We start from the raw sequence: 24,441 nt of genomic DNA on the forward strand, positions 1-24,441 counted from the left end.
CCCTCGGACCGGGCCGGAGGCTTTTTGTCGTCTCGTGGTCCCTGCCGGGCCGTGCGGCCGCGCACGGTGTGTGCCCGGGCGGTCACTAGAACTGGATCGAGTTGATGGTGTCCGCTATCGAGTTCAGGAAGCGCTGGATGTCGTCGGCCATGCCCGTCGAGGCGAGGAAGAAGCCGAAGAGGATCGCGACGACGGCCGGCCCGGCCTTGATCGTCCCCCCTCGCATCAGCACCACCAGGATGATCCCCAGCAAGAGCACCACTGACAGCGAAATGGCCACACAGATCACACCCTCGGTCGGTCCGCACCCGGCCCGGGGCGCCGACCCCACGCGCACCCCGCCAGAACCATCGTGCCACCAACGGGGCCGTCATATGCAGCGGGTGAGGCAACGTCGGCCACGGCGCCGCGCGCACGCCACCTCCGCCCCCGACCAACGGGAGCGCGCCGGGGGCGAATTCGGGAAGATCGTTTCCGTGCACACACAACGCGTGCGCAGGTAATTCGAATTGTTGCCACAGACACATCAAGAGGCCCGGGCAGGACAGTAATTAACCGGACATTTCACCGGAGTCGCCTGCGCACGTTATGCGCCATTTAGTCGGGATGAATGCGGACAGACCGACGGCTGCCATCTGCCGTGCGGTGGACACACTGTGACGCTCCACCCGGTCATGACTTCACGAATCCCGGGTACGCGGGGAGCACACGTACCCCTCAATACAGGATTCACGTGGGTGGTTTTACGTAATCGCACAGACAACGCTAGGGTGCCTCAGATGTTCACCGCTGCCTCGTCCCCCGCTTGCGCAGCGAGTGCTCGGACCGCCTTCCGGAGTTTCCGGCGGGAGGGTCTGTGACGAACTCGCTGCGACCGCACGGCCGGCCCGGGACGCCGCTCCCGCCGGCACAGCCACTACAGCCGTCGGCCGACGGAGTGCCGAGTCCGCGCTCGCTGAAGTCCTCGTTCCCCCACCCGGCGCCGACGGGCGCCTCCCCCGAGGCCAGACCGGCCAAACAACGTGACGCGTTCTTCGACAACGCCAAGTACCTCGCCATCGTGCTCGTGGCGATGGGACACGCGTGGGAGCCGCTCACCGACCACAGCCGTGCCGCCGAGGCGCTGTACATGTTCGTGTACACGTTTCACATGCCGGCGTTCATCATCATCTCCGGTTACTTCTCGCGCAGTTTCGACATGCGCCCCGACCGGCTGCGCAGGCTGGTCACCGGCATAGCCGTGCCGTACGTCCTCTTCGAGATCGCCTACTCCTTCTTCAAGCGGTGGGGCGACGACGACCCCTCCCACCCGATCAGCCTGCTCGACCCCTGGTACCTCACCTGGTTCCTGATCGCGCTGTTCGTGTGGCGGCTGACGACACCGCTGTGGAAGGTGGTGCGCTGGCCGGTCCCGGTGGCGCTCGCCGTCGCGGCGCTCGCCTCGGTCTCGCCCGACATCGGCGACGACCTGGACCTGCAACGCGTCCTGCAGTTCCTGCCGTTCTTCGTCGTCGGCCTCTTCATGAAGCCCGCGCACTTCCAGTTCATGCGGCGCCGCGAGGTGCGGATCCTGTCCCTGCCGGTGGCCGGGTGCGCGCTGGCCATGGCGTACTGGCTGGGCCCGGACATGAACTCGGCCTGGTTCTACCACCGTGACAGCGCGCAGGAGCTGGGTGCGCCGTGGTGGGCCGGGATCGTCATGACCTTCGCCCTGTTCGGCTGCTCCATGGTGCTGACCACGTGCTTCTTCGCCTGGGTGCCCCGGCGGAAGATGTGGTTCACCGTGCTGGGCGCCGGCACGCTGTACGGCTACCTGCTGCACGGGTTCCTCGCGAAGGGCTCGCGCTTCTGGGACTGGTACGACGCCAACGCCTGGGTGTACCAGCCGCTCGGCGAGCTGTTCGCCACCTTCCTCGCGGCGGCCGTCATCACCGTGCTGTGCACCCCGCCGGTGCAGCGGATGTTCCGGTTCGCCATGGAGCCGAAGATGGAGTGGGCGTTCAAGCGGGACGCCGCCGAGCTGGCCCGCGAGCGCGGGAAGGCAGGCGTCAGGACGTAGGCGCGGAGTCCCTCCCCGCCTCGACGCCGGGTGCTTTCCGCCCCCTCAGCCGTGTGACGTGGCCTCCTCGGCCGCCGGTTCGTCCGGCAGGCCGAGGAGGTTTCGCATGTGGGCGTACTTCCGGGTCAGGCGGGTGCGGGTGGGCTCGTCCAGGACGGCGAGACGGGCCGGGTTCGCGTTGTGCGCGAGGTCCGACTGCTTGACGAGGAGCGCGCCCGGGGTGTCGAGGATGCGGGCGGCGTACGTCTGCGGGGATTCGCCCTCGCGCTTGGTGAGGGCCAGCACGATGGCCTTGGTGCGGGCGGTCAGGGGGGCTTCGGCGAGCCAGGTCTCGGTGAGGGCGTCGTCCTCGATGGCGTCGTGCAGCCAGGCCGCGGCGATCTGGTCCTCGTCGCCGCCTCGTGCCGTGACGCCGGCCGCCACCGCCTGGAGGTGCTCGGTGTAGGGGCGGCCGGCCTTGTCCGTCTGGGTGGCGTGGGCGGATCTGGCCAGGGTTTCCACTGCGGGGAGGGAGAGGAGGGGCTGGGGCATCGGGTCCGGGCTCCTTCGGGTGGTGGGTGGTGGGGTGGTGCTGAATGCCGGTCCGGGTTTCGCCCCCGCCGCCCCTGCCCTTCCCATCCTCCAGGGGCTGCGCCCCTTCGACCCCCGGACGTCCGTCCGGTGGGGGCTGGTCGCGCAGTTCACCGCGCCCCTGGAAAAGGCAGGGGCTTCGCCCACTGCTTTTCAGGGGCGGTCACCTGGTCGCCGTCGAGCCTTCCCGGCAGATCAGGAGGAGGGCCCGGTCGTCGTTGACGTCCTTGGCGACGGCTTCGATGAGGTGCCAGGCGGCGCCGTGGAAGCCGCCCGCGACGTAGCGGTCGGCCTCGCCGGTGAGGCGGTCGATGCCTTCGACTATGTCCCGGTCGGAGGTCTCGACGAGGCCGTCGGTGAACAGCATCAGGACGTCGCCGGGGCGCAGCGAGCCCTTGACCGGGTCGAACTGAGCACCGTCGTACACCCCGAGGAGGGGGCCTTCGGCGGCCTTCTCCTCCCAGCGGCCGGTGCCCGCGCTGAGCTGGAGGCCGGGCGGGTGGCCGGCGGAGAAGAGTTCGTAGTCGCCGGAGTCGAGGTCGAGGACGAGGTGGATGGAGGTCGCGAAGCCCTCGTCCCAGTCCTGGCGGAGGAGATAGCCGTTGGCCGCCGGGAGGAAGGCGTGGGGTGGGAGCGATCCCAGGAGTCCGCCGAAGGCGCCGGAGAGGAGCAGGGCGCGGGAGCCCGCGTCCATGCCCTTGCCGGAGACGTCGGTGAGGACGACTTCGAGGGTGCGGCCGCCGTTCGTGCGGGCGGCCACGACGAAGTCGCCGGAGAAGGACTGGCCGCCCGCCGGGCGCAGGGCCATCTCGCGGTGCCAGCCGGCGGGCAGTTGCGGCAACTTGCTCTGCACCCGGATGCGTTCGCGCAGGTCGAAGAGCATGGTGCCGCCGCGCCGCCAGGGCACGCCGACCCGGCTGCGGAACTGGGCGATGAGCAGGCCGAAGAACCCGCAGGCGGCGACCACGAGCACGACACCGGGGGTCACCCGGGCCGGGCCCTCGGTATAGGGGCCGAGCCGCACCGACTCCACGATCAGCGCGGTCGCGGCGGCCGCGTACAGGCCGAGGAGGCTGGCGGGCCGCAGCAGCAGGCCGCCCGCGACGATGGGGAGCACGAGGACGGCGGGTGAGAACCACACCTCGTTGACGAGGGTGAGGCAGGCCATCAGCGGGATCATCAGCAGCAGGCCGACGAGGGCGATCCAGTCGGAGCCGTCGCCGCGGAAGTAGTCGACGGCTGATTTGCGCACACCGGTGCGGACCCGGTGAACCAGCTTCTTCATCCGGGCCGTGAGCGTATCGGCCGCCGCGCGCCGCTCTCGTCCTGCTGCCATTGTTCGGGACCTTATCCATCGGACCAGCCCCTGTGCACAGGAGGTCCTACTTGTCCCCCTTCCGAGGGCCGGTTCACGACGAATCTCACACAGATCTCACACCGGAACGCGCCCTTCGGCCCCCGTGCGCCCTCCGTGCGGCACCTGTGAAGGATCCCACGTCGAGCCGCGACGCGCGGGACAAATTCGCTCGCCCGTCCGGGATCGCCCTGCTAGGCATGGCGTATGACGACTGAGTTGCGGGTGCTGCGCAAGGAAGACTGGAACGTCTGGTACGACAACCTCGTCCGTGCCTTCGGCGGCAGCCCCGAACCGCCGGAGGAGCGCGAGTTGTGGGACGCGCTCACTCTGCACGACCGTTCCCTCGGCGTGTGGGAGGGCGACCGGTGCGTGGGTACGGCGGGGGCGTTCGACTTCCGGCTCGCGGTGCCCGGCGGCGCGGCCGTTCCCGCGGCGGGCGTCACGATGGTCGGTGTCGCGGCCACGCACCGGCGGCGCGGCGTGCTGACGTCCATGATGCGGCGGCAGTTGGACGACATCCGTTCCTGGGGGGAGCCGCTGGCCGTGCTGACCGCGTCCGAGCCGGCGATCTACGGCAGGTTCGGGTACGGCCTGGCCACGCGCCGGCTCGCCGCCGACATCGACACCGCCCGGGTGCGGTTGTCCGTACCGCCCGGCACCGACGACGTACGGCTGCGGTACGCCGACCCCGCCGAGGTGCTCGACGCGTGCGAGGCGGTGTACGCCCGCCGGGTGCCGGAGCGGCCGGGGATGCTGGCCCGGCGGCCCGGCTGGGACCGGGTGGAACTGCTCGACACGGACCGCCACCGCAGCGGTGCCTCGCCCTTGCAGTGCGTGGTGGCCGAGCGGGCAGACGGCGCCGGTGTGGTCGGGTACGCGCGCTTCCGGGTCAAGTCCGACTGGGGGCCGCGCGGGGCGGAGGGCGTCGTCCAGTTGAGCGCGCTGGAGGCCCTGGACCCGGCCGCCCGCGCCGCGTTGTGGCGGTTCCTCTTCGACATCGACCTGACGTCGAGCGTCGTCGCCCACCGGCTGCCCGTGGACGAGCCGGTGCTGCATCTGGTGTCGGACATCCGCCGCTGCGCGCTGCGGTTCACGGACGACCTGTATCTGCGGCTCGTGGACGTCGGCGCGGCCCTGCGTGTGCGGACGTATCAGGCGCCGCTGGACGTGGTGTTCGAGGTCGAGGACTCCTTCTGCCCCTGGAACGAGGGGCGTTGGCGGCTCACCGGCGACCCGAAGGGCGCGACCTGCGAACGGACCGCGGACGCCGCCGATCTCTCGCTCTCCGTACGGGAGTTGGGGGCGGCGTATCTGGGCGGCGTGAGCCTGTCCGCGCTGGCCGCGGCGGGGCTGGTGCGGGAGCTGCGGCAGGGGGCGCTGGCGGAGGCGTCCGTGGGGTTCCTCGCGTCGGGGCCGGCGCCCTGGCTGCCGCACGGTTTCTAGGGGCGGGGCGGCCCGAAGCGGCCTCGGCGGTTCGGGAGTTCGGGGGTCCGGCGGCCCGGCGCGGCGGTGTTCACCCGTGCTGGCAGGCCGGGCACCAGAAGAGGTTACGGGCGGCGAGATCGGCGGTGCGGATCTCGCCACCACAGAGATGGCAGGGCATGGCCGCCCTGCGGTACACGTACACCTCGCCGCCGTGGTCGTCGACGCGGGGCGGGCGGCCCATGGCCTCGGGGGTGTGTTCCGGGCGGACGGTGTCGATGCGGTTGTGCCGCACGCCCTCGCGCATGAGGCCGACGAGGTCGGTCCAGATCGCGTCCCACTCCGCCGGGGTGATGTCCTTGCCCGCCCGGTAGGGGTCGATGCCGTGCCGGAAGAGGACCTCGGCGCGGTAGACGTTGCCGACGCCCGCGATCACCTTCTGGTCCAGGAGGAGCGCGGCGACGGTCGTACGGCTGCGGGAGACGCGGGCGTAGGCGCGGGCCGGGTCGGCGTCGGCGCGGAGCGGGTCGGGGCCGAGGCGGGCGTGCACGGCCCGTTTCTCGGCGTCGGTGATCAGGGCGCAGGTGGTCGGGCCGCGCAGGTCCATGTACGACGTGTCGGCGCGCAGCCGCAGGCGGACGGTGTCCGTGGGCGGGGGCGCGGGGGCCGGGCCGAAGGTGACCTTGCCGAACAGGCCCAGGTGGATGTGGACCCGCTCCTCGGCGTCCGGGTCGCCGAAGTGCAGGAACAGGTGCTTGCCGTGGGCCTCGGCGGTGTGGAGGGGGGTGCCGTTGAGGAGGGCCGCGGCGTCGGCAAACTTGCCCTGGGGGCTGGTGACGTGGACGGGCCGGCCGTCGCCGCCGAAGTGGGTCAGGCAGTCCTCGGCGAGGCGGTGGATGGTGTGCCCCTCCGGCACGTTGTCCTCCGGGAGTTCGGCAGGGGGGTGGGGGATGGTCGGGGATGCGATTCGGGTACGGGTGCGTGGGGGTTGCTCGCGCCGTTCCCCGCGCCCCTGGCATGCAGGGGCTGTGCCCTCTGCATGCCGGCGGCGGTCGCCTCAGCCCTGGGGGTGGTGGGCCGGGATCGGGGGCAGGTCGCCCGTGGTCTCGTAGGCGGCCAGCATGTCGATGCGGCGGATGTGGCGCTCGTCACCGGAGAACGGGGTGTTGAGGAAGGTCTCGACGAACTTCGTCGCGTCCTCCTGCGCGTGCATGCGAGCGCCGACGGCGACCACGTTCGCGTTGTTGTGCTCGCGGCCCAGCGCGGCGGTCTCGGCGCTCCAGGCGAGGGCGGCGCGGACGCCGGCCACCTTGTTCGCGGCGATCTGCTCACCATTGCCGGAGCCTCCGATGACGACGCCGAGGGACCCGGGGTCGGCGGCCGTGCGCTCCGCCGCGCGGAGGCAGAACGGCGGGTAGTCGTCCTGGGCGTCGTAGATGTGGGGCCCGCAGTCGACGGGCTCGTGGCCCGCGGCCTTCAGCCACTCCACGAGGTGGTTCTTGAGTTCGTATCCGGCGTGATCAGAGCCGAGGTAGACGCGCATGGTCCGAGTGTGACACGCGTGTTTCGGCGTGGCACGACGGGGTGCGGACCTGCCGAGAAGTGAGGCTCACCACGGAACCTCAAGTAAACCTCAAGTAACGATCCGGATTCAAAGGTTCAGGAATCCTTTCACCTCCGATTCACTGGACCGATCTTTACAACGGCCCGCCCGGACCCCTGTCCTCAACTCTCCTTTCCGCTCTTACGAGAGTCGATCGGTCAGTCACTGGGCAGACGCACGAAAGTCCCCACCACGGCGCAAAGGAAACCTCCCCCCATGACCTCGCAGCCGACCCTGCCGTCCCAGGCAGATCCCCAAGGCTCCTCCTCACCCCCCTCCCCCGGTCTGCACGCCGGTCTCAAGAACCGTCATCTGTCCATGATCGCGATCGGCGGTGTGATCGGAGCCGGCCTGTTCGTCGGATCCAGTTCCGGCATCGCCACCGCCGGCCCCGGCATCCTCCTGTCGTACGCGCTCGTCGGCACGATGGTGGTGCTGGTGATGCGGATGCTCGGTGAGATGTCCGCGGCGAACCCGACGTCGGGTTCGTTCTCGGCCCACGCCGACCGCGCGCTCGGTCGCTGGGCCGGGTTCTCGATCGGCTGGCTGTACTGGTTCTTCTGGGTCGTGGTGCTCGCGGTCGAGGCGACCGCGGGTGCGGTGATCCTGGAGGGCTGGATCCCGGCGGTGCCGCAGTGGGGCTGGGCATTGATCGTGATGGTCGTGCTGACCGCCACGAACCTGGTCTCGGTCGGCTCCTACGGCGAGTTCGAGTTCTGGTTCGCCGGGATCAAGGTCGTCGCGATCGCCGCGTTCATCGTGGTGGGCGGTCTCGCGGTGTTCGGCGTGCTGCCGGGGGCCGACACCGACAAGGCCGGGCTGTCCAACCTGACCGACCACGGCGGGTTCCTGCCCCACGGCGCGGGCGCGATCCTCATCGGTGTGCTGCTGGTCGTCTTCTCCTTCATGGGCAGCGAGATCGCCACGCTGGCCGCCGGGGAGACGGAGAATCCGCAGCGGGCCGTCACCAAGTCGACCAACAGCATCATCTGGCGGATCGGCGTCTTCTACCTCGGCTCGATCTTCGTCGTGGTCACGCTGCTGCCGTGGAACGACCCGTCGATCAAGGAGAAGGGCTCCTACGTCGCCGCCCTCGACTCCCTCGGCATCGCGCACGCCGGCCAGATCATGAACTTCATCGTGCTGACGTCGGTGCTGTCCTGTCTGAACTCCGGCCTCTACACCGCGTCGCGCATGGCGTTCTCGCTGGGCGAGCGCGGGGACGCGCCCCGTGCCTTCGGCCGCACGAACGGCCGGGGTGTGCCGATGGCCGCCATTCTCTCCTCGGTCGTCTTCGGCTTCGTGGCCGTCATCTTCAACTACTTCTTCCCCGAGGGTGTCTTCCTCTTCCTCGTCAACTCCTCCGGCGCGGTGGCCCTGTTCGTGTGGCTCGTCATCTGCTTCTCGCAGCTGCGCATGCGCCGGATCATCGAGCGGGAGTCGCCGGAGAAGCTCGTCGTGAAGATGTGGCTGTACCCGTATCTGACGTGGGCCACGATCGGGCTGATCCTCTTCGTCCTCGGCTACATGCTCACCGACACCGAGCACGGCAACCGCGAGATCCTGCTGCTGTCGCTGCTGGTCGCGGCGGTCGTCGTCGGCATCGCGGTCGCCAAGGAGAAGCTCGGCGGCCGGAAGGCCGCCACCGCCGAGGTGTCCGACAAGGTGCACTGAGCGCGGGCGGCCCAGGCCGCCTCGCAGGTCCGGGGTCCGGAGGCGGTTCGTCCGCCGCCGGGCCCCGTTGCGTCGTCAGGGGGACTACGCGCAGGGGGCCTACAAGGGGGTGAAGGTCTCCTCGACCTTCTCGTAGACCGGGAGGGCGCGGTCCTCGATGTCGGGGTGGTACCAGGTGGTGAGCTGGTAGGACTTGCCACCGGTGTCGAAGCCGAGGGAGCGGACGTGCCAGGGCAGTTCCTGGGCGATCACGGTGTACTCCCACACGACGGCGGGCCGACCACGGAACTCGGTCTCCTCCAGGCGGATCCGTCGGTACCCCGGCCCCTCGCCGGTGCTCCGCTCCTTCTTCCGCCACTGCTCCAGGAGATCGCCCCGCGCCAGCGACGCCTTGCCGACGATCTCCTGCCGGGCGTCGGGCGAGGTGTAGTGCACCTCCGCCCCGGCGTGCACCTCCCGCGAGAACCCGTCCGGCGGGACCCAGGCGAACACCCCGGCCTCCGTACGGGCGCCGGGCGGCAGTTCGGGCGGGCGCGAGGTCCCGGCGACGGTGGGGTCGGGGGTGTGGGTGGGTGTGCGGGTGGAGGTCCCGGCGGAGGGGGAGGCCGAGGACGACGTCCTGTCGTTCCTGCCGTTGTTGTCGTTCTTGCCGTCGGGCGCGTCGTTCATGGCCGGTACGAGGACCGCGGCCACGACGGCTGTCGCGGCGAGGGCCGTGGCCGCGACAAGGGCTGTGCGGCGGTTGGTCCGGCGGGATGGCGGGGGCGCGGTGGGGATGCCGGGGTCGGTGGGGGTGGCAAGGTCGGTGGAGATGCCGGGGTCGGTGGGGATGCCGGGGTCGGTGGGGGTGGCGGGGTCCCTGGGGGTGGCGGGGTCGGTGGGAGGGGCGGGCCGGGGGCGGGTCGGCAGGTCGGCGGCGCCGGAGGGCGTCGGAGCGGCCGTCGAGGGGCGTTCGGGGGTGTTCGCGGGCGGGGCTTCGGAGGAGGCGTGGGGAGGTGGGAGGGAGGCGCGGTGCAGGACGGGGGTGGTGGGTCGGTCGGGTTGGGGGGTGGGGAGGGGGTGCAGGTGCAGGTCCGGGGCGGGTGGGGTGGGCTGTCGCTGCTGGGGGTGCGGTGAGGGCTCGGCGGCGGGCCGGTTGCGTACCGTCGGCGTCGGGTGTGCCGGGATCGGGTGTCCGTCGGCGGGTGTCGGCGGCGCCTCGGCGTCCGGGGTGGTGCCGGTCGAGGGACGCATGGCGTGGCTCGACGGCATCGGCCCCGCCGCGGCCGGTTCCGGGCGTCCCGCGAGCGGGCGGTCGGCTGCGGCCGCGCGCCCTGATTCCGTGGCGCCGGTCCCCGGGGGCGCTGCGGTGCCGGCCTGTGACACCTGACCGAGGGCTTCTTCTCCCCCGGGCCCGGTCGCCGATTCCTCCGCTACGGCGGCTGAGTTCGTGGTGCCGGTCGCGGACCTCTCGGGGCCTGCCTGCGACTGTTCCCTCCTGCCCGGCCTGTCCTCTGCCCCCGCCCCTGGCTCCTCGGTTCGTGCCGCCGGGTCCGCCATGCCCGGCGGCCCCGGCCTCGTGGCGATGCGGTGGAGCGTCTCGGTGAGTTCGGGCACGCCGGGCCGGGACTCCGGCTCCTTGGTGAGGAGGGCGGCGAGGATGTCGTGCAGGGCGCCAGCGGCCGCGGGGAGTTCCGGCTCCTCGTAGAGGACGGCGTGGAGGGTGGCGAGAGTGGTGGCCCGGGCGAAGGGGGAGCCGCCGCCGAGGGCGGCGCAGAGGGTCGCACCGAGGGACCAGAGGTCGGAGGGCGGCCCCTGGGGGCGGCCGGAGACCCGCTCGGGGGCCATGTAGTCCGGGGAGCCGACGAGCATGCCGGCCATGGTGAGGGCCTCGGCGTTCTGGATGGCGGCGATGCCGAAGTCGGTGAGGACGGCGTGGCGGGCACCGGAGCGCTTGACGAGGACGTTGGCCGGTTTGATGTCGCGGTGCAGGACGCCCTGGGCGTGCACCTGGCCGAGGGCGTCGGCGAGTTCGAGGCCGATGCGGGCGGTGTCCCGCACGCCGAGGGGGCCGTCCTCCGCCACGACCTGCTGCAGGGAGCGGCCGTCGACCAGCTCCATGACGATCCAGAGCCGGTCGCCCGCGTCGACGACGTCGTAGACGCGCACGACGTGGGGGTGGTCGATACGGGCCGTGGCCCTGGCCTCCCGCAGGGTGCGCTCGCGCCGGGTGCGGCTGTCCTCCGGGTCGAGACCGTCGATACGCATTTCCTTGACGGCGACCTGCCGGTCGAGTATTTCGTCGGTGGCCCGCCAGACCCGGCCCATTCCGCCTTGGCCGATACTTTCGACCAGGCGATATCGGCCGGACACCACAAGACCCGGAACACCGCCCCACGTTGTTCCCGGCATCCCCATGCCCCCCTTCAACAGCTGACCGCACATGCCACAGACGAAACAAAAGGTCGCGCATTGGTCACACTTCACCCCGCTCCAGCATAGTGCGGAGAAATCTTGTGGTACCTCTTCATAGGCCGTGAATTCAGGCACGGCCAGGGGGATGCAAGGGGGATGGAACATGAGTTCTCATCGTAGGACCGTCCGCGCCGGATCACTGCTCGCCGCCTCGTTCACGTCGGTGCTGATCCTCGGCTTCGCGGCGTCGGCGGACGACGAGGGGGGATTGAGCGGGCAGGGCGGAAAGACCGTGGACGCGGCACCGTCGGGAGTGAAGCTCTCGACGCTGCTGTCCAAGGAGATCAAGGTCGACAACACGTCGAAGGAAACGAATATCACCGGCGTCGTCAAGAACGAGGGCAGCAAGGCCAGCGGGGAAATCCGATTGCTCGTGGTCGGTTTCGACGGGTTGACGGTCAAGAACGTCGAAGGATGTTCAGCAATTCCGGAGGGAGATCTTCCCGACGGCGCGAACAGCGGTTTCGCGTGCGCGATCGACGATCTGGCGGCCGGAAAGTCGAAGACGTATGCGATCGACGCCACGTACGACTTGGGGAAGAAGGGAAAGATCTGTCTGCCCGTCCAGAACTCCGACGGTTCGAAGACGTATTGGCAGCAGGGTCCGGTGCCGTTCGGCGCGACCGACCAGTCACCCAACGAGCCCGCCACCCCGCTGCTCCTCGGCACCGACAACAGCCCGGTCACCCCGGGCGGGGGCGGCGGTGACGGTGACGGTGGCGGTGACGGCGGGAAGGACACCGCGCCGGACGAGCTGCCCAAGACGGGTCCGGCCGACCGTGTACTGCCGCTCGGTCTGGCCGGCGCCGCACTCGTCTCCGCGGGTGCGGCGGGCCTGTGGTGGAACCAGCGGAGGGCCCGTCAGGAGTCCTGAACCGCCGGGCGGGCACAGGGGAACGGAAGCCGTCGGGCCGTAGGGGCTCTCCTTGACGCCGAAAGCCAAGAGAGGTTCGCCGTGGCGCGGTCGCAGTGACCGGCCCGGCGAACCTCTCGATGAGCGGCGCCACTTCCCGAGCGGTGCTCGCCCGGCGCGGCCGAGCGCTACCTCACTTCTTCACGAGCTTCCAGGCCGTCGGCAGCAGCCCCATGGCCAGGAGGGCCTTGAGCGCGTCCCCGATCAGGAACGGCGTGAGGCCGAGGGCGACGGCGGAGGAGAGGCTGATGTCGGCGGTGGCCGCGAGGTACGGGACGCCCACGGCGTAGATGATCGCCTCACCGACGAGCATCGTGCCCGCCATGCGCAGCGTCGAGCGGTCGCCGCCGCGACGGGCGAGAGCGCCCACGGCCGCGACGGCCAGGATCATGCCGAGGATGTAGCCGAAGGAGACGCCGACACCGGAGGTGCCGTTCGCGAACCACGGCACACCGGCCAGGCCGGCCAGCGCGTACAGGCTCAGCGAGGCGACACCCCGGCTCGCGCCCAGGGTGGTGCCGACGAGCAGGGCGGCGAAGGTCTGACCGGTGACAGGGACCGGGGAACCCGGCACGGGTACGGCGATCTGCGCGGCGAGGCCGGTCAGAGCGGCGCCGCCGACCACGAGGGCGAGGTCGCGCACACGGGCGCCGGAGACGGGCAGGAGGTCGGCGAGGACCTCGCCGGGGCGGGCTGACGTGGCGGCGGTGCTCATGTGCGGGCTCACTCCGGCGGGTGAAGTCGGCTGGGACACCGTGACGCTATCCCCGGGCCCGTGCGCCGGGCACCGTCAGCATGCGACAAAGGGGGGAACGACGCCTTGGTGGATTCCGAACAAAGGATGCCCGTTACACCCGGTAGGGCGTGACGCCGGTCACTGAGGTGGGGTGGCCTTGGACACGAAAGCGCTCACCACGGGATCTGTAGGGTTTCGCCAATCGGGCGTGCGGCGTGGACGGATGCCGTCTCGCCCGTCGGTCGCCGTCTGGGCAGCGGTGGGCCGTTTTGCTGGCGTCGAACGCATGGTTGCTCAGGACCGGTACTTCTCGTTGCGTCGCTATGTCGATCTGCGACGCGTGGGTACGGCCACCTGTCACCGTCCCGGGTGAGGCGGCTCCGGCACGCCTCGCCCTTCGAGACGGCGCAGTGTCGGAACCGTTCCCGAGGATGGTCGTCATGCCCCATGCCGCGGCAGCACCCACCCTGTACGCTCCCGCCCCCCTCCGCCTCGCCTTCCCCTTCTCTCTCGTCGTCCCCCGTTACCGCGTGCCGCCGACAGCGACCGGCGGCGGACCAGCGCCCACGTGGTGCTGCGGTCCGTGCTGGAACACGGGCCCGTGGCGCGGAGCAACATCGCCCGGGTGACCGGGCTCTCCCCGCCTCGGTGACCGACTACTGCGCCCGGTTCACGGGGCTCGGTCTCCTCCGTGAGGCCGAACTCTGCTGCGGGCGGTCGCGGGGCTCGACCACGAGGTGGTGGGCAGCGGGCGGCTCAGCGCGCCGGACCGGGTGTCCGTCGTCGTCCAGGACTCCCGGCTGCGGCCCTGGCGGCGGGTGCTGGACAACGTACTGCTCGGCACGGAGGGCAAGGAGGCCGCCGGCCGGGGCCGTGAGGCACTCGCCGAGGTGGGCCTGAAGGGCCGCGAGCGCGCCTGGCCCAGCGAGCTGTCCGGCGGCGAGGCCCAGCGCGCGGCACTGGCCCGCTCGCTGGTCCGCGACCTCGAACTCCTGTCGGCCGACGAGCCGTTCGGCGCTCTGGACGCGCTCACCCGGATCCGGATGCACTCCCTGCTCAGGCAGCTGTGGAGCGCCACAGGCCCTCCGTGCTGCTCGTCACCCACGACGTGGACGAGGCGATCGTGCTCGCCGACCGGGTCCTCGTGCTCGAAGAGGGCCGCATCGGCCTCGACCTGACCATCGACCGCCCGTACCCGCGCTCGTATCGGGACCCCCTGCTGGGCGACTACCGCGAACGGCCGCTGGCCGCGCTCGGCGTGAAAGAGGACCACCAGCGGCCCGGACGAACAGACACGTGCCCGCACGACAGCTCCATCTCAACGCGTTCCTCATGAACACCGGTCACCACGAGGCGTCGTGGCGGCTGTCCGAGTCCGACCCGTATGCGCACGTCGCACTGGACCACTACGTGCGGCTGGCCCGGATCGCGGAGCGCGGCACGTTCGACTCGCTGTTCCTGGCCGACGGCCCGCAGTTGTGGGGCAGCGTGGGCCAGCGTCCGGCGGGCGCCCTGGAACCGCTGACCCTGCTGACCGCGCTGGAAGAACGTGCTGCGTCACCGCTGGTCCGAGAACCAGCTGGTCGTCTTCGACAACCGCATCACCCGGCACTACTCCATCGACAACTACGACGGACTGCCGCGCCGGCTGCACCGGGTGACCGTGGCCGGTGACGTGCCGGTGTGCATCGACGGCGGGGAGAGCCACTCGATCGCGGGCGACGCCTCGCCCTACACGTCCGTGGCCGCACGGCAGAAGAGGGTGGCCGTGGCCGCCTGCTGACGGCTCGGCCCGCACACCTCAGGGCCCTCGCGCGCAGGACGGACGGTCGGTTCGCGCGAGGGCCCTTTCGCGTGCCGGGCACGCCCCCACAGTCTCTTGCTGCTAGCCTGCAGTTGCAAGTACTTTGCAATAAGAGGTCGGAGGGGACCCCCATGCCCGTCTACACGCTCCCGGAGCTTCCGTACGACTACGCGGCGCTCGCCCCGGTGATCAGCCCCGAGATCATCGAGCTGCACCACGACAAGCACCACGCGGCGTACGTCAAGGGCGCGAACGACACCCTGGAGCAGCTGGCCGAGGCGCGGGACAAGGAGAGCTGGGGATCGGTCAACGGGCTGCAGAAGAACCTGGCCTTCCACCTCTCCGGCCACATCCTGCACTCGATCTACTGGCAGAACATGACCGGCCCGAAGGACGGCGGCGGCGAGCCGCTGGCCGCGGACGGCGTGGGCGAGCTGGCGGACGCGATCACCGAGTCCTTCGGCTCCTTCGCGGGCTTCAAGGCGCAGCTGACCAAGGCGTCGGCGACGACGCAGGGTTCGGGCTGGGGCGTGCTGGCCCACGAGCCGCTCAGCGGGCGCCTGATCGTCGAGCAGGTCTACGACCACCAGGGCAACGTCGGCCAGGGCTCCACCCCGATCCTGGTCTTCGACGCCTGGGAGCACGCCTTCTACCTGCAGTACAGGAACCAGAAGGTCGACTTCATCGACGCCATGTGGGCCGTCGTCAACTGGCAGGACGTGGCCCGCCGTCACGCCGCCGCCAAGGAGCGCGCGGACGTACTGCTCCTGGCCCCCTGAGCCGGGGCCCGCCAGGGCGTCCTGCTCGTGATCGTCTTCTCACCGTTCACCGGCAGGCGGATGAAGGAGAACCCCCGCGAGGACGTGACTCGCGGGGGTTCTCGCTTGTCCGGGGTACCGGGACTCGCTTGCCCGGGGTACCGGGACAGGCTTTTCCCGGGGTGCCGGAACACGCCAACGACGGGACACGTTCCGGTCTGACGGTTTCCTGGGCTTTCGCCCTATGCTCCCGTTTCCGGCCGGATTCCCGATCCGGCCGACCGGACCCGGGAGGTCGTATGGACACGAGCTACAAGCACTGTCCTCCTTGTGGGGGAGGCAAGCCCCTGCCGTTCCACAAGGCCGACAAGGAGGTGCGGGCGTATCTCACGTCCCTGGGCAGGAACCCGGCCGGCTGGTGGCGCTGCGCCAACCACGGCGAGAAGGGCCGCTGCCTGTTCGTCCAGCCGTACGGAAACCAGAGCGAGGGGCTGACCCTCCCCGAGCACTTCCGGTGACCCGGCCTCCGGTCAGACCAGGTTGCTGAAGTCCGGTCCCTGGGTGCGGGTGCGCTTGAGCTCGTAGAAGCCGGGGACCGAGGCGACGAGGAGGGTGCCGTCCCAGAGCTTGGCGGCCTCCTCGCCCTGGGGGGCGGGGGTGACGACCGGGCCGAAGAAGGCGATCTGCTCGCCGTCGGCGCCGGGGACGGCGATGACGGGGGTGCCGACGTCCTGGCCGACCTTGTCGATGCCCTCCTTGTGGGAGGCGCGCAACTGCGGCTCGTACGGGGTGGAGTCCCAGTGGTCCATGAGGGAGTCCGGGAGGCCCACGTCCTTCAGGGCGGCGGCGACCGTCTCCTTCTCCGGGCCCTCACCCTGGTTGTGGATGCGCGTGCCCATCGCGGTGTAGAGGTCACCGAGGACCTCGGCGCCGTGCTCCTCCTGGGCGGCTATGACGATCCGGACCGGACCCCACGCCTTCTTCTCCAGCAGCTCGCGGTACTCCTCGGGCAGCTCGTCGATCTTGGGTTCGTTGAGGACGGCGAGGCTCATCAGGTGCCAGCGGACCTCGATGTCCCGGACCTTCTCCACCTCCAGGACCCACCGCGAGGTCATCCAGGCCCATGGGCACAGCGGGTCGAACCAGAAGTCGACAGGGGTCTTGCCGGAGGTCTGCTCGGACATGGTTCTCCTCGGATGGGCGTTCGGAAGGCAGTCGTCTCAGCTCGCAACACCCACGGCCGGGCGTCGCATTCCCACCTGCCCGCCGTCAGGTGCGCATGGCAGGATCGGTCCTGTCCGCATGCTGAACACCGCCTGAACACCACCCCGAGGGAGTGCCCCCGTGCCCGGTGAGAATCTGTCCCGCGACGAGGCCCAGGAGAGGGCCGCGCTGCTGTCCGTCGACGGTTACGAGGTCTCTCTGGACCTGCGGTCGGCCGTAGGCGACGCGGGTGGCCCCGCCGGCGGGCCGCGCACCTTCCGCTCGGTGACGACGATCCGCTTCCGCTGCGCCGAGCCGGGCGCCGGCAGCTTCGCCGATCTGATCGCGCCGAGTGTGACGGCCGTCTCCCTCAACGGCAAGGATCTCGACCCGAGCGAGGTCTTCGACGGCTCCCGGATCGTCCTCGACGACCTGGCCGCCGAGAACGAGCTGGTGGTCGACGCCCAGTGCGCCTACTCCCGCACCGGTGAGGGCATGCACCGCTTCGTCGACCCCGAGGACGGCGAGATCTACCTCTACACCCAGTACGAGCCGGCCGACTCCCGGCGGGTCTTCGCCAACTTCGAGCAGCCGGACCTCAAGGCCCCGTTCCGTTTCGAGGTGCGCGCGCCCGAGGGCTGGGTCGTGTGGAGCAACGGCGTCGGCGAGCTGACGGACGGGGTGTGGCGGTTCGCGGAGACCAAGCCGATCTCGACGTACATCACGGCGTTCGCCGCGGGCCCGTACCACTACGTGACGGACACCTACGAGCGGGTCTTCGAGGACGGTACGCGGCTGGAGATCCCCCTCGGCGCGATGTGCCGCAAGGGTCTCGCCCCCTACTTCGACTCCGACGACGTCTTCCTGATCACCAAGCAGGGCCTGGACTTCTTCCACGACCACTTCGACTACCCGTACCCGTTCGGGAAGTACGACCAGGCGTTCGTGCCCGAGTACAACCTCGGCGCGATGGAGAACCCGGGACTCGTCACCTTCCGCGAGGAGTTCATCTTCCGTGGCAAGGTCACGCGGGCGTCGTACGAGCGGCGGGCCAACGTGATCCTTCACGAGATGGCGCACATGTGGTTCGGCGACCTGGTGACCATGGTGTGGTGGGACGACCTGTGGCTGAAGGAGTCCTTCGCCGACTTCATGGGGTCCTTCTCGATGGTCGAGGCGACCCGCTTCACCAACGGCTGGGTCACCTTCGCCAACAACCGCAAGTCCTGGGCGTACCGCGCCGACCAGCTGCCTTCCACCCACCCCGTCACGGCCGACATCCGTGACCTGGAGGACGCGAAGCTCAACTTCGACGGCATCACGTACGCCAAGGGCGCCTCCGTACTGAAGCAGCTGGTGGCGTACGTGGGCCGCGACGCCTTCCTGGAGGGAGCCCGGCGCTACTTCAAGCGGAACGCGTACGGCAACACGAAACTGGGCGACCTGCTGTCGGTCCTGGAGGAGACCAGCGGACGGGACATGGTCTCCTGGTCGCGCGCGTGGCTGCAGACGGCCGGGGTCAACTCCCTCACCCCGCAGGTGCTGCTCGCCGCCGACGGCCGGATCGACGAGCTGGCCGTGGTGCAGGAGGCCGCCGAGTCGCACCCCGAGCTGCGGCCGCACCGGGTGGCGATCGGCCTGTACCGGCGCGGCGCCGAAGGGGGCGCGCTGGAGCGGTACGCGCGGGCCGAGGTGGACGTGGACGGGCCGCGTACGGTCGTGGGCGAGCTGGCCGGGGCCGAGGCGCCCGAGCTGGTGCTGGTCAACGACGACGACCTGACGTACTGCAAGATCCGGTTCGACGCGGGGTCGCTGGACACGCTGCGGGCCGGGCTCGGGGACGTCTGCGACCCGCTGGCCCGGGCGCTGTGCTGGTCGGCGCTGTGGAACCTGACGCGGGACGCGCTGCTGCCGGCGCGGGACTTCGTCGACCTCGTCCTGCGGTTCGCGGGGCGCGAGTCCGACATCGGGGTGCTGCAGATGCTGCACGCCTGGGCCGGGTCGGCGCTCACGCACTACGCGGCGCCCGAGTGGCGCCAGACCGGCGGCCGGCTCCTGGCGGAGGGCGCGCTGCGGGAGCTGCGGGCGGCCGAGGCGGGCAGTCAGCACCAGCTGACGTGGGCCCGCTTCTTCGCCTCGGTGGCCTCGGGCGAGGGCGATCTGGCGTTGCTGCGGGGACTGTTGGCCGGGACCGAGAAGGTCGACGGGCTGGACGTCGACCAGGAGCTGCGGTGGGCCTTCCTGGAACCGCTGGCGACGCACGGGGTCGCCGACGAGGCGATGCTGGCCGCCGAGCTGGCGCGGGACGACACGGCCTCCGGGAAGCGGCACCAGGTGCGATGTCTGGCGGCGCGGCCGTCCGCGGCGGTCAAGGCGCAGGCGTGGGTCTCGGTCGTGGAGTCGGACACGATGTCCAACGCGCTGGTCGAGGCGACGATCGCGGGGTTCGGGCGGCCCTCCCAGCGGGAGCTGGTGGCGCCCTACGCCGCGAAGTACTTCGAGGTGATCGAGCGGGTCTGGGCCGAGCGGTCCATCCAGATCGGGATGGACGTGGTGCGGGGGCTGTTCCCGTCACTGCAGGACTCCCCCGGGACGCTGGACGCGACGGACGCGTGGCTCGCCGCGCACGAGAAGGCGGCCCCGGCGCTGCGGAGGCTGGTGCTGGAGGCGCGGGACGATCTGGCGCGGGCCCTGCGGGCGCAGGCGTGTGACGCGGCGGCGGAGGCCACTGCGTAACTGCCGTCGGGGCGGGGTGTGTTGTGCACCCGGCGGCTGCCGTGCGGCAGCCGCCGGTGCACGCGACCGGGGCTCGGGGGCGAGGGCCCGACCCGGTTGAGGGTTACAGAATTCGGGTAATCGGAGCCGTAACCTTTTCCGATCGCGTCCGGACCAGCGGATATCGGCAGTCGAACGCACGTACTTTAGTGTGGTCTTGTCCGGATTTGTCGACGAGCCTGTAACAGCGGTTAATCCACGGCTCCGGAGCGGGAACCTCCGGGTCATGACCCACAACACCCCGCTCTCCCCCCGCCCCCTCCGTCGCCTCTCGGACGTCACGCGCCGGGTGCTGACGGCCGCGCAGCTGCGCGCGCAGGGTGTCACCGCCGCCGAGACGAACGAGCGGTGCCGGCCCGGCGGTTCCTGGCAGCAGCTCCTGCCGGGTGTGTTCCTGCTGCACCCGGGCCCGCCCACCTCCGAGGAGCGCCTGCACGCGGTGCTCTCGTACGCGGCCCGCTCACCGTTCCGCGCGACGGTCACCGGGGCCGCGGCGTCCGTCGGGGTGCCCGCGCAGCCGAACGCCGACGAGCCCCGCCCGGCACCCCGCTACCCGGAGGCGGTGATCACGGGCCTGGCCGCCCTGACCCTGCACGGGTTCACGTCCGCGCCGCCGCTGCCCTCCCTCGACACGATCGACGTGCTCGTGCCGCGTATGCGCCGGCTGCGGACCACGGGCTGCGCGCGGATCGTCCGCACCCCGGCCATGCCGACCCCGTCGTACGTGACCGGCCTGCCCGTCGCCCCCGTGCCGCGTGCCCTCGCCGACGCGGTCGCGGAACTCTCCGACGCGGGCGTGGTGCGCCGGCTGCTGACGGAGGCGGTGCGCGCCGGGCACACGGAACCGGTGGCAGTGGTGCGGGAGTTGACCGCGGCACGGCTGCTGAACCGTCCGCACGTGGCCGACGCGGTGGACTCGCTGCTCGCCGAGGGCCGGGCGATCGCGGAGGACCACCTCTACCGGATGGTGCGCGAACACGCCCTGCCCGACCCGGTCTGGAACGTCGACCTGCGCCTGCCGGGCGGCCCGCACCTCGGCGGTCTCGACGCGTACTGGCCGGAGCAGGCCGTCGCGGTCGAGCTGGACACCCGCGCCCCGCGGCAGGACGACGACGCGCTGTGGTCCGAGTACGCCCGCAAGCGCGAGCTGCTGGAGCGGCTCGGCATCACCGTCGTCCACATCAGCCCCCGGAAGCTGCGTGACTCCCTGGAGCAGCAGGCGACCGTCGTGCGCACCGCGCTGATGGCGTCGTGCGACCGCGATCCGGCCGCGTATGTCGTGGTGCTCCCCCGGTAAATCGGGTAACCCGGGGACATCAGGAGGGGAGAGGAAGGGCCGCCGGCGAACCGGCGGCCCTTCCTCATGCCGGGGCGACTACGTGTCGCAGAACTCAGCCTCCACGATCGCCTCGGGGTCGCCCGTCCAGTCGCTGTTGAGGTTGAAGGCGAGGGAATGGCGGCCGTCGGAGGTGGTGACGGCTTCGGAGGTGGAGCCATGGATGCCGCCGCCGTGGCCCCAGACGGTGATGCCGCAGCTGAGCTTGCGTTCGATGAGGCCCAGGCCGTAGCCGGCGCCGGGCATCTCGTCGACCTTGATCGTGGTCTTCATCTCGGCGAGCTGCTTCGGCGGCAGGAGCCTGCCCTTGAGCAGCGCGGTGTAGAAGCGGTTGAGGTCGCCGGAGTCGGAGATCATCTCGCCCGCCGCATGGGCCAGGGAGGGGTTCAGCTCCGTGACGTCGTAGGTCGGGCCCGTCGCCGTCTCGGCCAGCTTGCCGTACGCGCGGCTGCTCGGCCCGGGGACCTTCGGATACGTGCCCGGCACAAGGGTGGAGCGCAGGCCGAGGGGCTCGATGACGCGGGCGCGAACCTCGTCTCCGTACGGGTTGCCCGTGGCCTTGCCGATCACCATGCCGGCCAGGACGTAGTTGGTGTTCGAGTAGTTCCAGTCGGTGCCGGGGGCGAAGTCCGGCTTGTGCTTCATGGCGACCGCCACCAGTCGCTCCGGGGGAGCCGTGTCGTAACGGTGCCGGAAGAAGCCGTCCTTCAGGAAGTACGTGCGGCCGAACTCCTCGTCGGACGTGTAGTCGGAGATTCCGCTGGTGTGGTTGAGAAGCTGACGAAGGGTCACCGCGCGGCCGTCGTGGCCGTTGCCGTGCACCAGGCCCGGCAGCCACTTGTCGACCTTGTCGTCCAGTGACAGCCTGCCCTCGGCCTCCAGTTGGAGCAGGACCGTCGACACGAAGGTCTTCGTGATACTGCCGACGCGGTAGCGGTCGTGGGCGGAGCGCGGCTTGTCCGTCCTGATGTCACCGACGCCGGAGGTGGCCTTCCAGACGCCGCGCCTGTCCTTGGTCTGGAGGGCCACGCCCGGAACACCGTCCTTCACCGCCGCGTCCATGGCCTCCCTGGTCGCGGTGTGGTCGGTTCTGGCCGGTGCCGCGACGGCGGGCGCGGCCGACGCCACCGCCGCAGCCACGGCGGTCGCCGCCACCAGAACCGTACGCGCCCCACGTGCCGTGCGAGCCTGCATGTGGTCTCCCCCTTCGCACCGACATTCTCGGCGGTTCCGAGAAGGTCCGGTCGCGAGAGGGGACACGGCGACGGGCGGGGAGGTTGAGCACATGCGCGCCGGTTGAGCCGTTTTCAGCCCTTCCGCAGCACCAGCTCCGTGTTGCGGTCGCGGGGGGTGCCGGTGAGCGTGTCGCGGCGGCCGGGCGCGTTGTAGGACAGCTCGCGGTAGAGGGCGGCGAGGCCGGTCTGCGAGAGGTCCGTGAAATCGGTGGCGTGCGGGGCGGCCGATTCGATCAGGGTGGTGAAGAGGGAGATCGTGCCGTCCTTGTTGTCCACCAGCTCGATGACACGGGCGAGTTGGGGGAAGTCGATGTGGGAGGCCGTGGAGATCTCCCAGAAGGAGCCGCCGCCCGGGGCCGAATGCGGGGTGATGCGGTTGCGGTGGCTGTGGCCGTTCACCCAGGCCAGAACATTGCGGTGACGGCCGAGCAGGGACAGCACCTCGTCACCGCTGTGGCGCGCCTCGCCGGGGCGCGCGGGGTCCTTGCGGAGGTTGCGCATCGAGGCGCTGGTGTGGTGGCTGAACACGACGGCGTACGAACCGTCCTTGGCCGCCTCCTTCAACGTACGCTCCAGCCACGTGAGCTGGGCCGTGCCGAGTGAGCCCTCGTAGTGGCCGCCGGGGTCGGTGGAGTCGAGGCTGATGCCGATGACGTCGTCGCCGATGCGGAAGGCGTAGTACTGGGTGCGGGCGTCCAGGTTGGCCTTCGAGTAGCCGTGGCCGACCGGGCCGGGGCCCGTGTGGGCCGGGTCCAGGTGGGCCTTGAGGTAGTCCCGCGGGGTGAAGGGGGCGCGGCCCTCGTCCGGGGTGACCGCGCGCATCTTCTTCGCCTGGGCCTTGAGGACGGCCTTCCACTCGGCGCCCCGGGGATCGCCGCCGCTCTTGACGTTGTCCCAGAGGGCCTTGCCGGTCCGCTCGTCCAGCGTCATCAGCTTCCGGCCGCCGACCGCGAAGTCGGCGAACCAGGAGTCGCCGGGGGCGTAGCAGCCGCCGGGGAGGGAGTCGTGGTTGCCGACCGTGGAGTACCAGGGGACGTTCAGGCCGGGGCTGTTGACCTCGCGGATCGCGGCGGCGAGGAAGCCGTTCAGGCGCGGGAAGCCGAGCTGCTTGTCGGCGTCGCGCAGGGCGGCGTCGGGCTGCCAGTAGAGCTTGAGGCCGCTGTTCTGGACGCCCTCGTAGCGGCGCGGGTCACCGGAGTTGGGGGTGACACGGCCGCCGCTCATCACCTTCAGGAACCAGTCCAGTTCCGTCCGGGAGTTGTTGTCGGTGTTGTCGCCGGTCGTCATGACGAAGTGCAGCGGGGAGCCGGTCACCGGGGCCCCGCGCAGCGCGTTCACCCGCTCGACGAGCGAGACCGCGCCCGCCACGGACAGCGCCTCCTGCGGACGCCAGGCGCTGGCGGTCTGGGCGCGCAGGTACTCGTAGCGCAGCGGGTGCTGGACGTCCACCACGTGCAGGTCGGTGAACTGCACGAAGGACGCCAGTGCCGTACGGCGCTTCTCGCGGCCGGACTTGGGGGCCGCCAGGTCGCCGCGGACGACCCGGGCCCAGGCCGGGCCGGAGCCGAGGCGGCGGTAGCCGGAGGAATTGCGCGGGGCCGCGACCGAGGCGAGGGTCGTGCCCCGCGTGTACGGCGCGAGGGGCGCGGCGGGGGCCTGTCTGCTGGAGAGGTTCGCCAGGGGGATCTCGCCGGTCCCGGCGGCTGGGGTGGCGGCGTGGGCGGCGGACTCCGGCCGCAGGGCGAAGCCGGCCCCCGCGGCGAGGCCGACCGCGCCGGTGGCGGCGAGGAAGGCCCGGCGGTCAGGGTGGGTGGCGGCGGCAGCGACTGAGCGTATGCGCGACATGGCGCGGTCTCCCCGAGTGCGAACGCGTCGGAAGTGGTCGCGGGGCCGCTCCGCGGTGGGGCCGGAGTGGGGTTCCCGCTCTTCCTCGATGCTTGGCAGCGGGGGTGGCCTGGACGTTAACGACGTCGCAACGGACAGCGCCGATCACCGTACGTCGATCTTCGGCGACGGTGCGCGTCACCGGAGGTTCCCGAATGTGAGCGGGAGCGAAGGGAAGCGGTCACTCCGTGTTCATCTGCCGGGGTAGTGCACCGGCGGATGGCCGTCGTGGGGGCGCTCCCTCCACAGGCGCAGGCCCACGTCGACCAGGCCCACCCGGTCCAGGTCCGGGACCTCGGCCAGGGGGTGCCAGGCGGCCATGTCCGTGGAGCCGCCGGTCTCGTGGCGGAGTTCGCCGCCGGTGACGCGGGCCTCGTAGACGATGCGGAGGGCCTGGAAGTCGACGCGGGCGCCCAGCCGTCGGCGGTCTTCGCGTCTGGTGGTGTCGATGCCGAGGAGCGTGGTGGGCTCGACGGCGTAGCCGGTCTCCTCGGCGGCTTCGCGGACGACCGTGTCGTACGGGTCCTCGCCGTGCTCCATGCCGCCGCCGGGCAGGGTCCACCTCCGCACGCCGTCCCGGGAGACCCAGCGGGCCAGCAGCAGCCGCTCCTCGCGGACACACACGGCGTAGGCCGCCACCCTCAACTGCGCACGCATG

The 24,441-nt window shown here is 71.0% G+C and carries 19 protein-coding genes and 3 pseudogenes; 11 read left to right on the forward strand and 11 right to left on the reverse strand.

Features of this window, described 5'->3' with window-relative positions; translation table 11 throughout:
- Positions 1-85: 85 nt before the first annotated feature.
- Positions 86-280, reverse strand: coding sequence for a hypothetical protein (locus ACFU5F_RS21780; protein WP_033526477.1), 195 nt, complete (start codon positions 278-280; stop codon positions 86-88).
- 576 nt (positions 281-856) lie between these two features.
- Between ACFU5F_RS21780 and ACFU5F_RS21785 the strand changes: the two genes are divergently transcribed.
- Complete coding sequence (locus ACFU5F_RS21785) at positions 857-2,059, forward strand: acyltransferase family protein (protein WP_383889683.1); 1,203 nt, start codon at positions 857-859, stop codon at positions 2,057-2,059.
- Between the two features lie 45 nt (positions 2,060-2,104).
- Here the strand turns inward: ACFU5F_RS21785 and ACFU5F_RS21790 are convergent, their stop codons facing one another.
- A complete protein-coding gene (locus ACFU5F_RS21790; RefSeq protein WP_383889685.1) occupies positions 2,105-2,590 on the reverse strand; it encodes an HD domain-containing protein in 486 nt (161 codons plus the stop codon).
- Between the two features lie 202 nt (positions 2,591-2,792).
- Positions 2,793-3,965 carry a PP2C family protein-serine/threonine phosphatase gene (locus tag ACFU5F_RS21795; RefSeq protein WP_383889688.1) on the reverse strand — a complete coding sequence of 391 codons (1,173 nt, stop codon included), beginning with the start codon at positions 3,963-3,965 and terminating at the stop codon, positions 2,793-2,795.
- A gap of 225 nt (positions 3,966-4,190) precedes the next feature.
- Between ACFU5F_RS21795 and ACFU5F_RS21800 the strand changes: the two genes are divergently transcribed.
- Complete coding sequence (locus ACFU5F_RS21800) at positions 4,191-5,429, forward strand: GNAT family N-acetyltransferase (RefSeq protein ID WP_383889690.1); 1,239 nt, start codon at positions 4,191-4,193, stop codon at positions 5,427-5,429.
- 70 nt (positions 5,430-5,499) lie between these two features.
- Here the strand turns inward: ACFU5F_RS21800 and ACFU5F_RS21805 are convergent, their stop codons facing one another.
- Positions 5,500-6,324 carry an Fpg/Nei family DNA glycosylase gene (locus tag ACFU5F_RS21805; RefSeq protein ID WP_383889693.1) on the reverse strand — a complete coding sequence of 275 codons (825 nt, stop codon included), beginning with the start codon at positions 6,322-6,324 and terminating at the stop codon, positions 5,500-5,502.
- A gap of 141 nt (positions 6,325-6,465) precedes the next feature.
- Complete coding sequence (locus tag ACFU5F_RS21810; RefSeq protein ID WP_383889696.1) at positions 6,466-6,951, reverse strand: ribose-5-phosphate isomerase; 486 nt, start codon at positions 6,949-6,951, stop codon at positions 6,466-6,468.
- 276 nt (positions 6,952-7,227) lie between these two features.
- Between ACFU5F_RS21810 and ACFU5F_RS21815 the strand changes: the two genes are divergently transcribed.
- A complete protein-coding gene (locus tag ACFU5F_RS21815) occupies positions 7,228-8,685 on the forward strand; it encodes an amino acid permease (RefSeq protein WP_383889699.1) in 1,458 nt (485 codons plus the stop codon).
- A gap of 99 nt (positions 8,686-8,784) precedes the next feature.
- Here ACFU5F_RS21815 and ACFU5F_RS21820 read toward each other — a convergent pair whose 3' ends face one another.
- Positions 8,785-10,992 carry a protein kinase gene (locus ACFU5F_RS21820; protein WP_383889702.1) on the reverse strand — a complete coding sequence of 736 codons (2,208 nt, stop codon included), beginning with the start codon at positions 10,990-10,992 and terminating at the stop codon, positions 8,785-8,787.
- A 250-nt stretch (positions 10,993-11,242) separates the two neighbouring features.
- On the opposite strand from ACFU5F_RS21820, the gene ACFU5F_RS21825 reads away from it, so the two are divergent.
- The gene (locus ACFU5F_RS21825) at positions 11,243-12,013 is read left to right on the forward strand and encodes a cell wall protein (protein ID WP_383889704.1); all 771 of its coding nucleotides are present in this window, start codon (positions 11,243-11,245) and stop codon (positions 12,011-12,013) included.
- 172 nt (positions 12,014-12,185) lie between these two features.
- Here ACFU5F_RS21825 and ACFU5F_RS21830 read toward each other — a convergent pair whose 3' ends face one another.
- On the reverse strand, positions 12,186-12,767 hold the full coding sequence (locus tag ACFU5F_RS21830; RefSeq protein ID WP_358942437.1) for a biotin transporter BioY: 582 nt from the start codon (positions 12,765-12,767) through the stop codon (positions 12,186-12,188).
- 722 nt (positions 12,768-13,489) lie between these two features.
- On the opposite strand from ACFU5F_RS21830, the pseudogene ACFU5F_RS21835 reads away from it, so the two are divergent.
- The 5 genes and pseudogenes from ACFU5F_RS21835 to ACFU5F_RS21855 all read left to right on the forward strand — a co-directional run.
- Positions 13,490-14,124, forward strand: a pseudogene (locus tag ACFU5F_RS21835) (ABC transporter ATP-binding protein); the annotation flags it as partial.
- A pseudogene (locus ACFU5F_RS21840) lies at positions 14,085-14,330 on the forward strand (LLM class flavin-dependent oxidoreductase); the annotation flags it as partial. The pseudogenes ACFU5F_RS21835 and ACFU5F_RS21840, both read left to right, overlap by 40 nt.
- Positions 14,326-14,571: pseudogene (locus tag ACFU5F_RS21845) on the forward strand (TauD/TfdA dioxygenase family protein); the annotation flags it as partial. The pseudogenes ACFU5F_RS21840 and ACFU5F_RS21845, both read left to right, overlap by 5 nt.
- 152 nt (positions 14,572-14,723) lie before the next feature.
- Complete coding sequence (locus ACFU5F_RS21850) at positions 14,724-15,371, forward strand: superoxide dismutase (RefSeq protein WP_383889706.1); 648 nt, start codon at positions 14,724-14,726, stop codon at positions 15,369-15,371.
- 278 nt (positions 15,372-15,649) lie between these two features.
- Positions 15,650-15,868, forward strand: coding sequence for a hypothetical protein (locus tag ACFU5F_RS21855; protein WP_383889707.1), 219 nt, complete (start codon positions 15,650-15,652; stop codon positions 15,866-15,868).
- 12 nt (positions 15,869-15,880) lie between these two features.
- Here ACFU5F_RS21855 and ACFU5F_RS21860 read toward each other — a convergent pair whose 3' ends face one another.
- Entirely contained in the window at positions 15,881-16,534 is a 654-nt protein-coding gene (locus ACFU5F_RS21860) for a DsbA family protein (protein WP_383889710.1), read from the reverse strand.
- Between the two features lie 160 nt (positions 16,535-16,694).
- Between ACFU5F_RS21860 and pepN the strand changes: the two genes are divergently transcribed.
- Positions 16,695-19,289, forward strand: coding sequence for an aminopeptidase N (pepN, locus tag ACFU5F_RS21865; protein ID WP_383889713.1), 2,595 nt, complete (start codon positions 16,695-16,697; stop codon positions 19,287-19,289).
- Between the two features lie 265 nt (positions 19,290-19,554).
- Entirely contained in the window at positions 19,555-20,625 is a 1,071-nt protein-coding gene (locus ACFU5F_RS21870) for a hypothetical protein (RefSeq protein WP_383889715.1), read from the forward strand.
- A gap of 78 nt (positions 20,626-20,703) precedes the next feature.
- On the opposite strand, the gene ACFU5F_RS21875 is transcribed toward ACFU5F_RS21870, so the two are convergent.
- The 3 genes from ACFU5F_RS21875 to ACFU5F_RS21885 form a co-directional block, all read right to left on the reverse strand.
- Complete coding sequence (locus ACFU5F_RS21875) at positions 20,704-21,858, reverse strand: serine hydrolase domain-containing protein (RefSeq protein WP_383889718.1); 1,155 nt, start codon at positions 21,856-21,858, stop codon at positions 20,704-20,706.
- A gap of 113 nt (positions 21,859-21,971) precedes the next feature.
- Entirely contained in the window at positions 21,972-23,744 is a 1,773-nt protein-coding gene (locus tag ACFU5F_RS21880) for a TIGR03767 family metallophosphoesterase (protein WP_383889721.1), read from the reverse strand.
- Between the two features lie 231 nt (positions 23,745-23,975).
- The gene (locus ACFU5F_RS21885) at positions 23,976-24,440 is read right to left on the reverse strand and encodes an NUDIX hydrolase (RefSeq protein WP_383889724.1); all 465 of its coding nucleotides are present in this window, start codon (positions 24,438-24,440) and stop codon (positions 23,976-23,978) included.
- Between the last annotated feature and the right edge of the window lies 1 nt (position 24,441).

The organism is Streptomyces sp. NPDC057438 (assembly GCF_042802995.1).
GTDB lineage: Bacteria > Actinomycetota > Actinomycetes > Streptomycetales > Streptomycetaceae > Streptomyces.

Coding starts and splice junctions, on each gene's coding strand:
- ACFU5F_RS21810 (WP_383889696.1), bottom strand. CDS start 6,951: ATGCGCGTCTACCTCGGCTCTGATCACGCCGGATACGAACTCAAGAAC.
- ACFU5F_RS21875 (WP_383889718.1), bottom strand. CDS start 21,858: ATGCAGGCTCGCACGGCACGTGGGGCGCGTACGGTTCTGGTGGCGGCG.
- ACFU5F_RS21850 (WP_383889706.1), top strand. CDS start 14,724: ATGCCCGTCTACACGCTCCCGGAGCTTCCGTACGACTACGCGGCGCTC.
- ACFU5F_RS21860 (WP_383889710.1), bottom strand. CDS start 16,534: ATGTCCGAGCAGACCTCCGGCAAGACCCCTGTCGACTTCTGGTTCGAC.
- ACFU5F_RS21790 (WP_383889685.1), bottom strand. CDS start 2,590: ATGCCCCAGCCCCTCCTCTCCCTCCCCGCAGTGGAAACCCTGGCCAGA.
- ACFU5F_RS21870 (WP_383889715.1), top strand. CDS start 19,555: ATGACCCACAACACCCCGCTCTCCCCCCGCCCCCTCCGTCGCCTCTCG.
- ACFU5F_RS21815 (WP_383889699.1), top strand. CDS start 7,228: ATGACCTCGCAGCCGACCCTGCCGTCCCAGGCAGATCCCCAAGGCTCC.
- ACFU5F_RS21880 (WP_383889721.1), bottom strand. CDS start 23,744: ATGTCGCGCATACGCTCAGTCGCTGCCGCCGCCACCCACCCTGACCGC.
- ACFU5F_RS21800 (WP_383889690.1), top strand. CDS start 4,191: ATGACGACTGAGTTGCGGGTGCTGCGCAAGGAAGACTGGAACGTCTGG.
- ACFU5F_RS21820 (WP_383889702.1), bottom strand. CDS start 10,992: ATGGGCCGGGTCTGGCGGGCCACCGACGAAATACTCGACCGGCAGGTC.
- ACFU5F_RS21885 (WP_383889724.1), bottom strand. CDS start 24,440: ATGCGTGCGCAGTTGAGGGTGGCGGCCTACGCCGTGTGTGTCCGCGAG.
- ACFU5F_RS21830 (WP_358942437.1), bottom strand. CDS start 12,767: ATGAGCACCGCCGCCACGTCAGCCCGCCCCGGCGAGGTCCTCGCCGAC.
- ACFU5F_RS21855 (WP_383889707.1), top strand. CDS start 15,650: ATGGACACGAGCTACAAGCACTGTCCTCCTTGTGGGGGAGGCAAGCCC.
- ACFU5F_RS21795 (WP_383889688.1), bottom strand. CDS start 3,965: ATGGCAGCAGGACGAGAGCGGCGCGCGGCGGCCGATACGCTCACGGCC.
- ACFU5F_RS21825 (WP_383889704.1), top strand. CDS start 11,243: ATGAGTTCTCATCGTAGGACCGTCCGCGCCGGATCACTGCTCGCCGCC.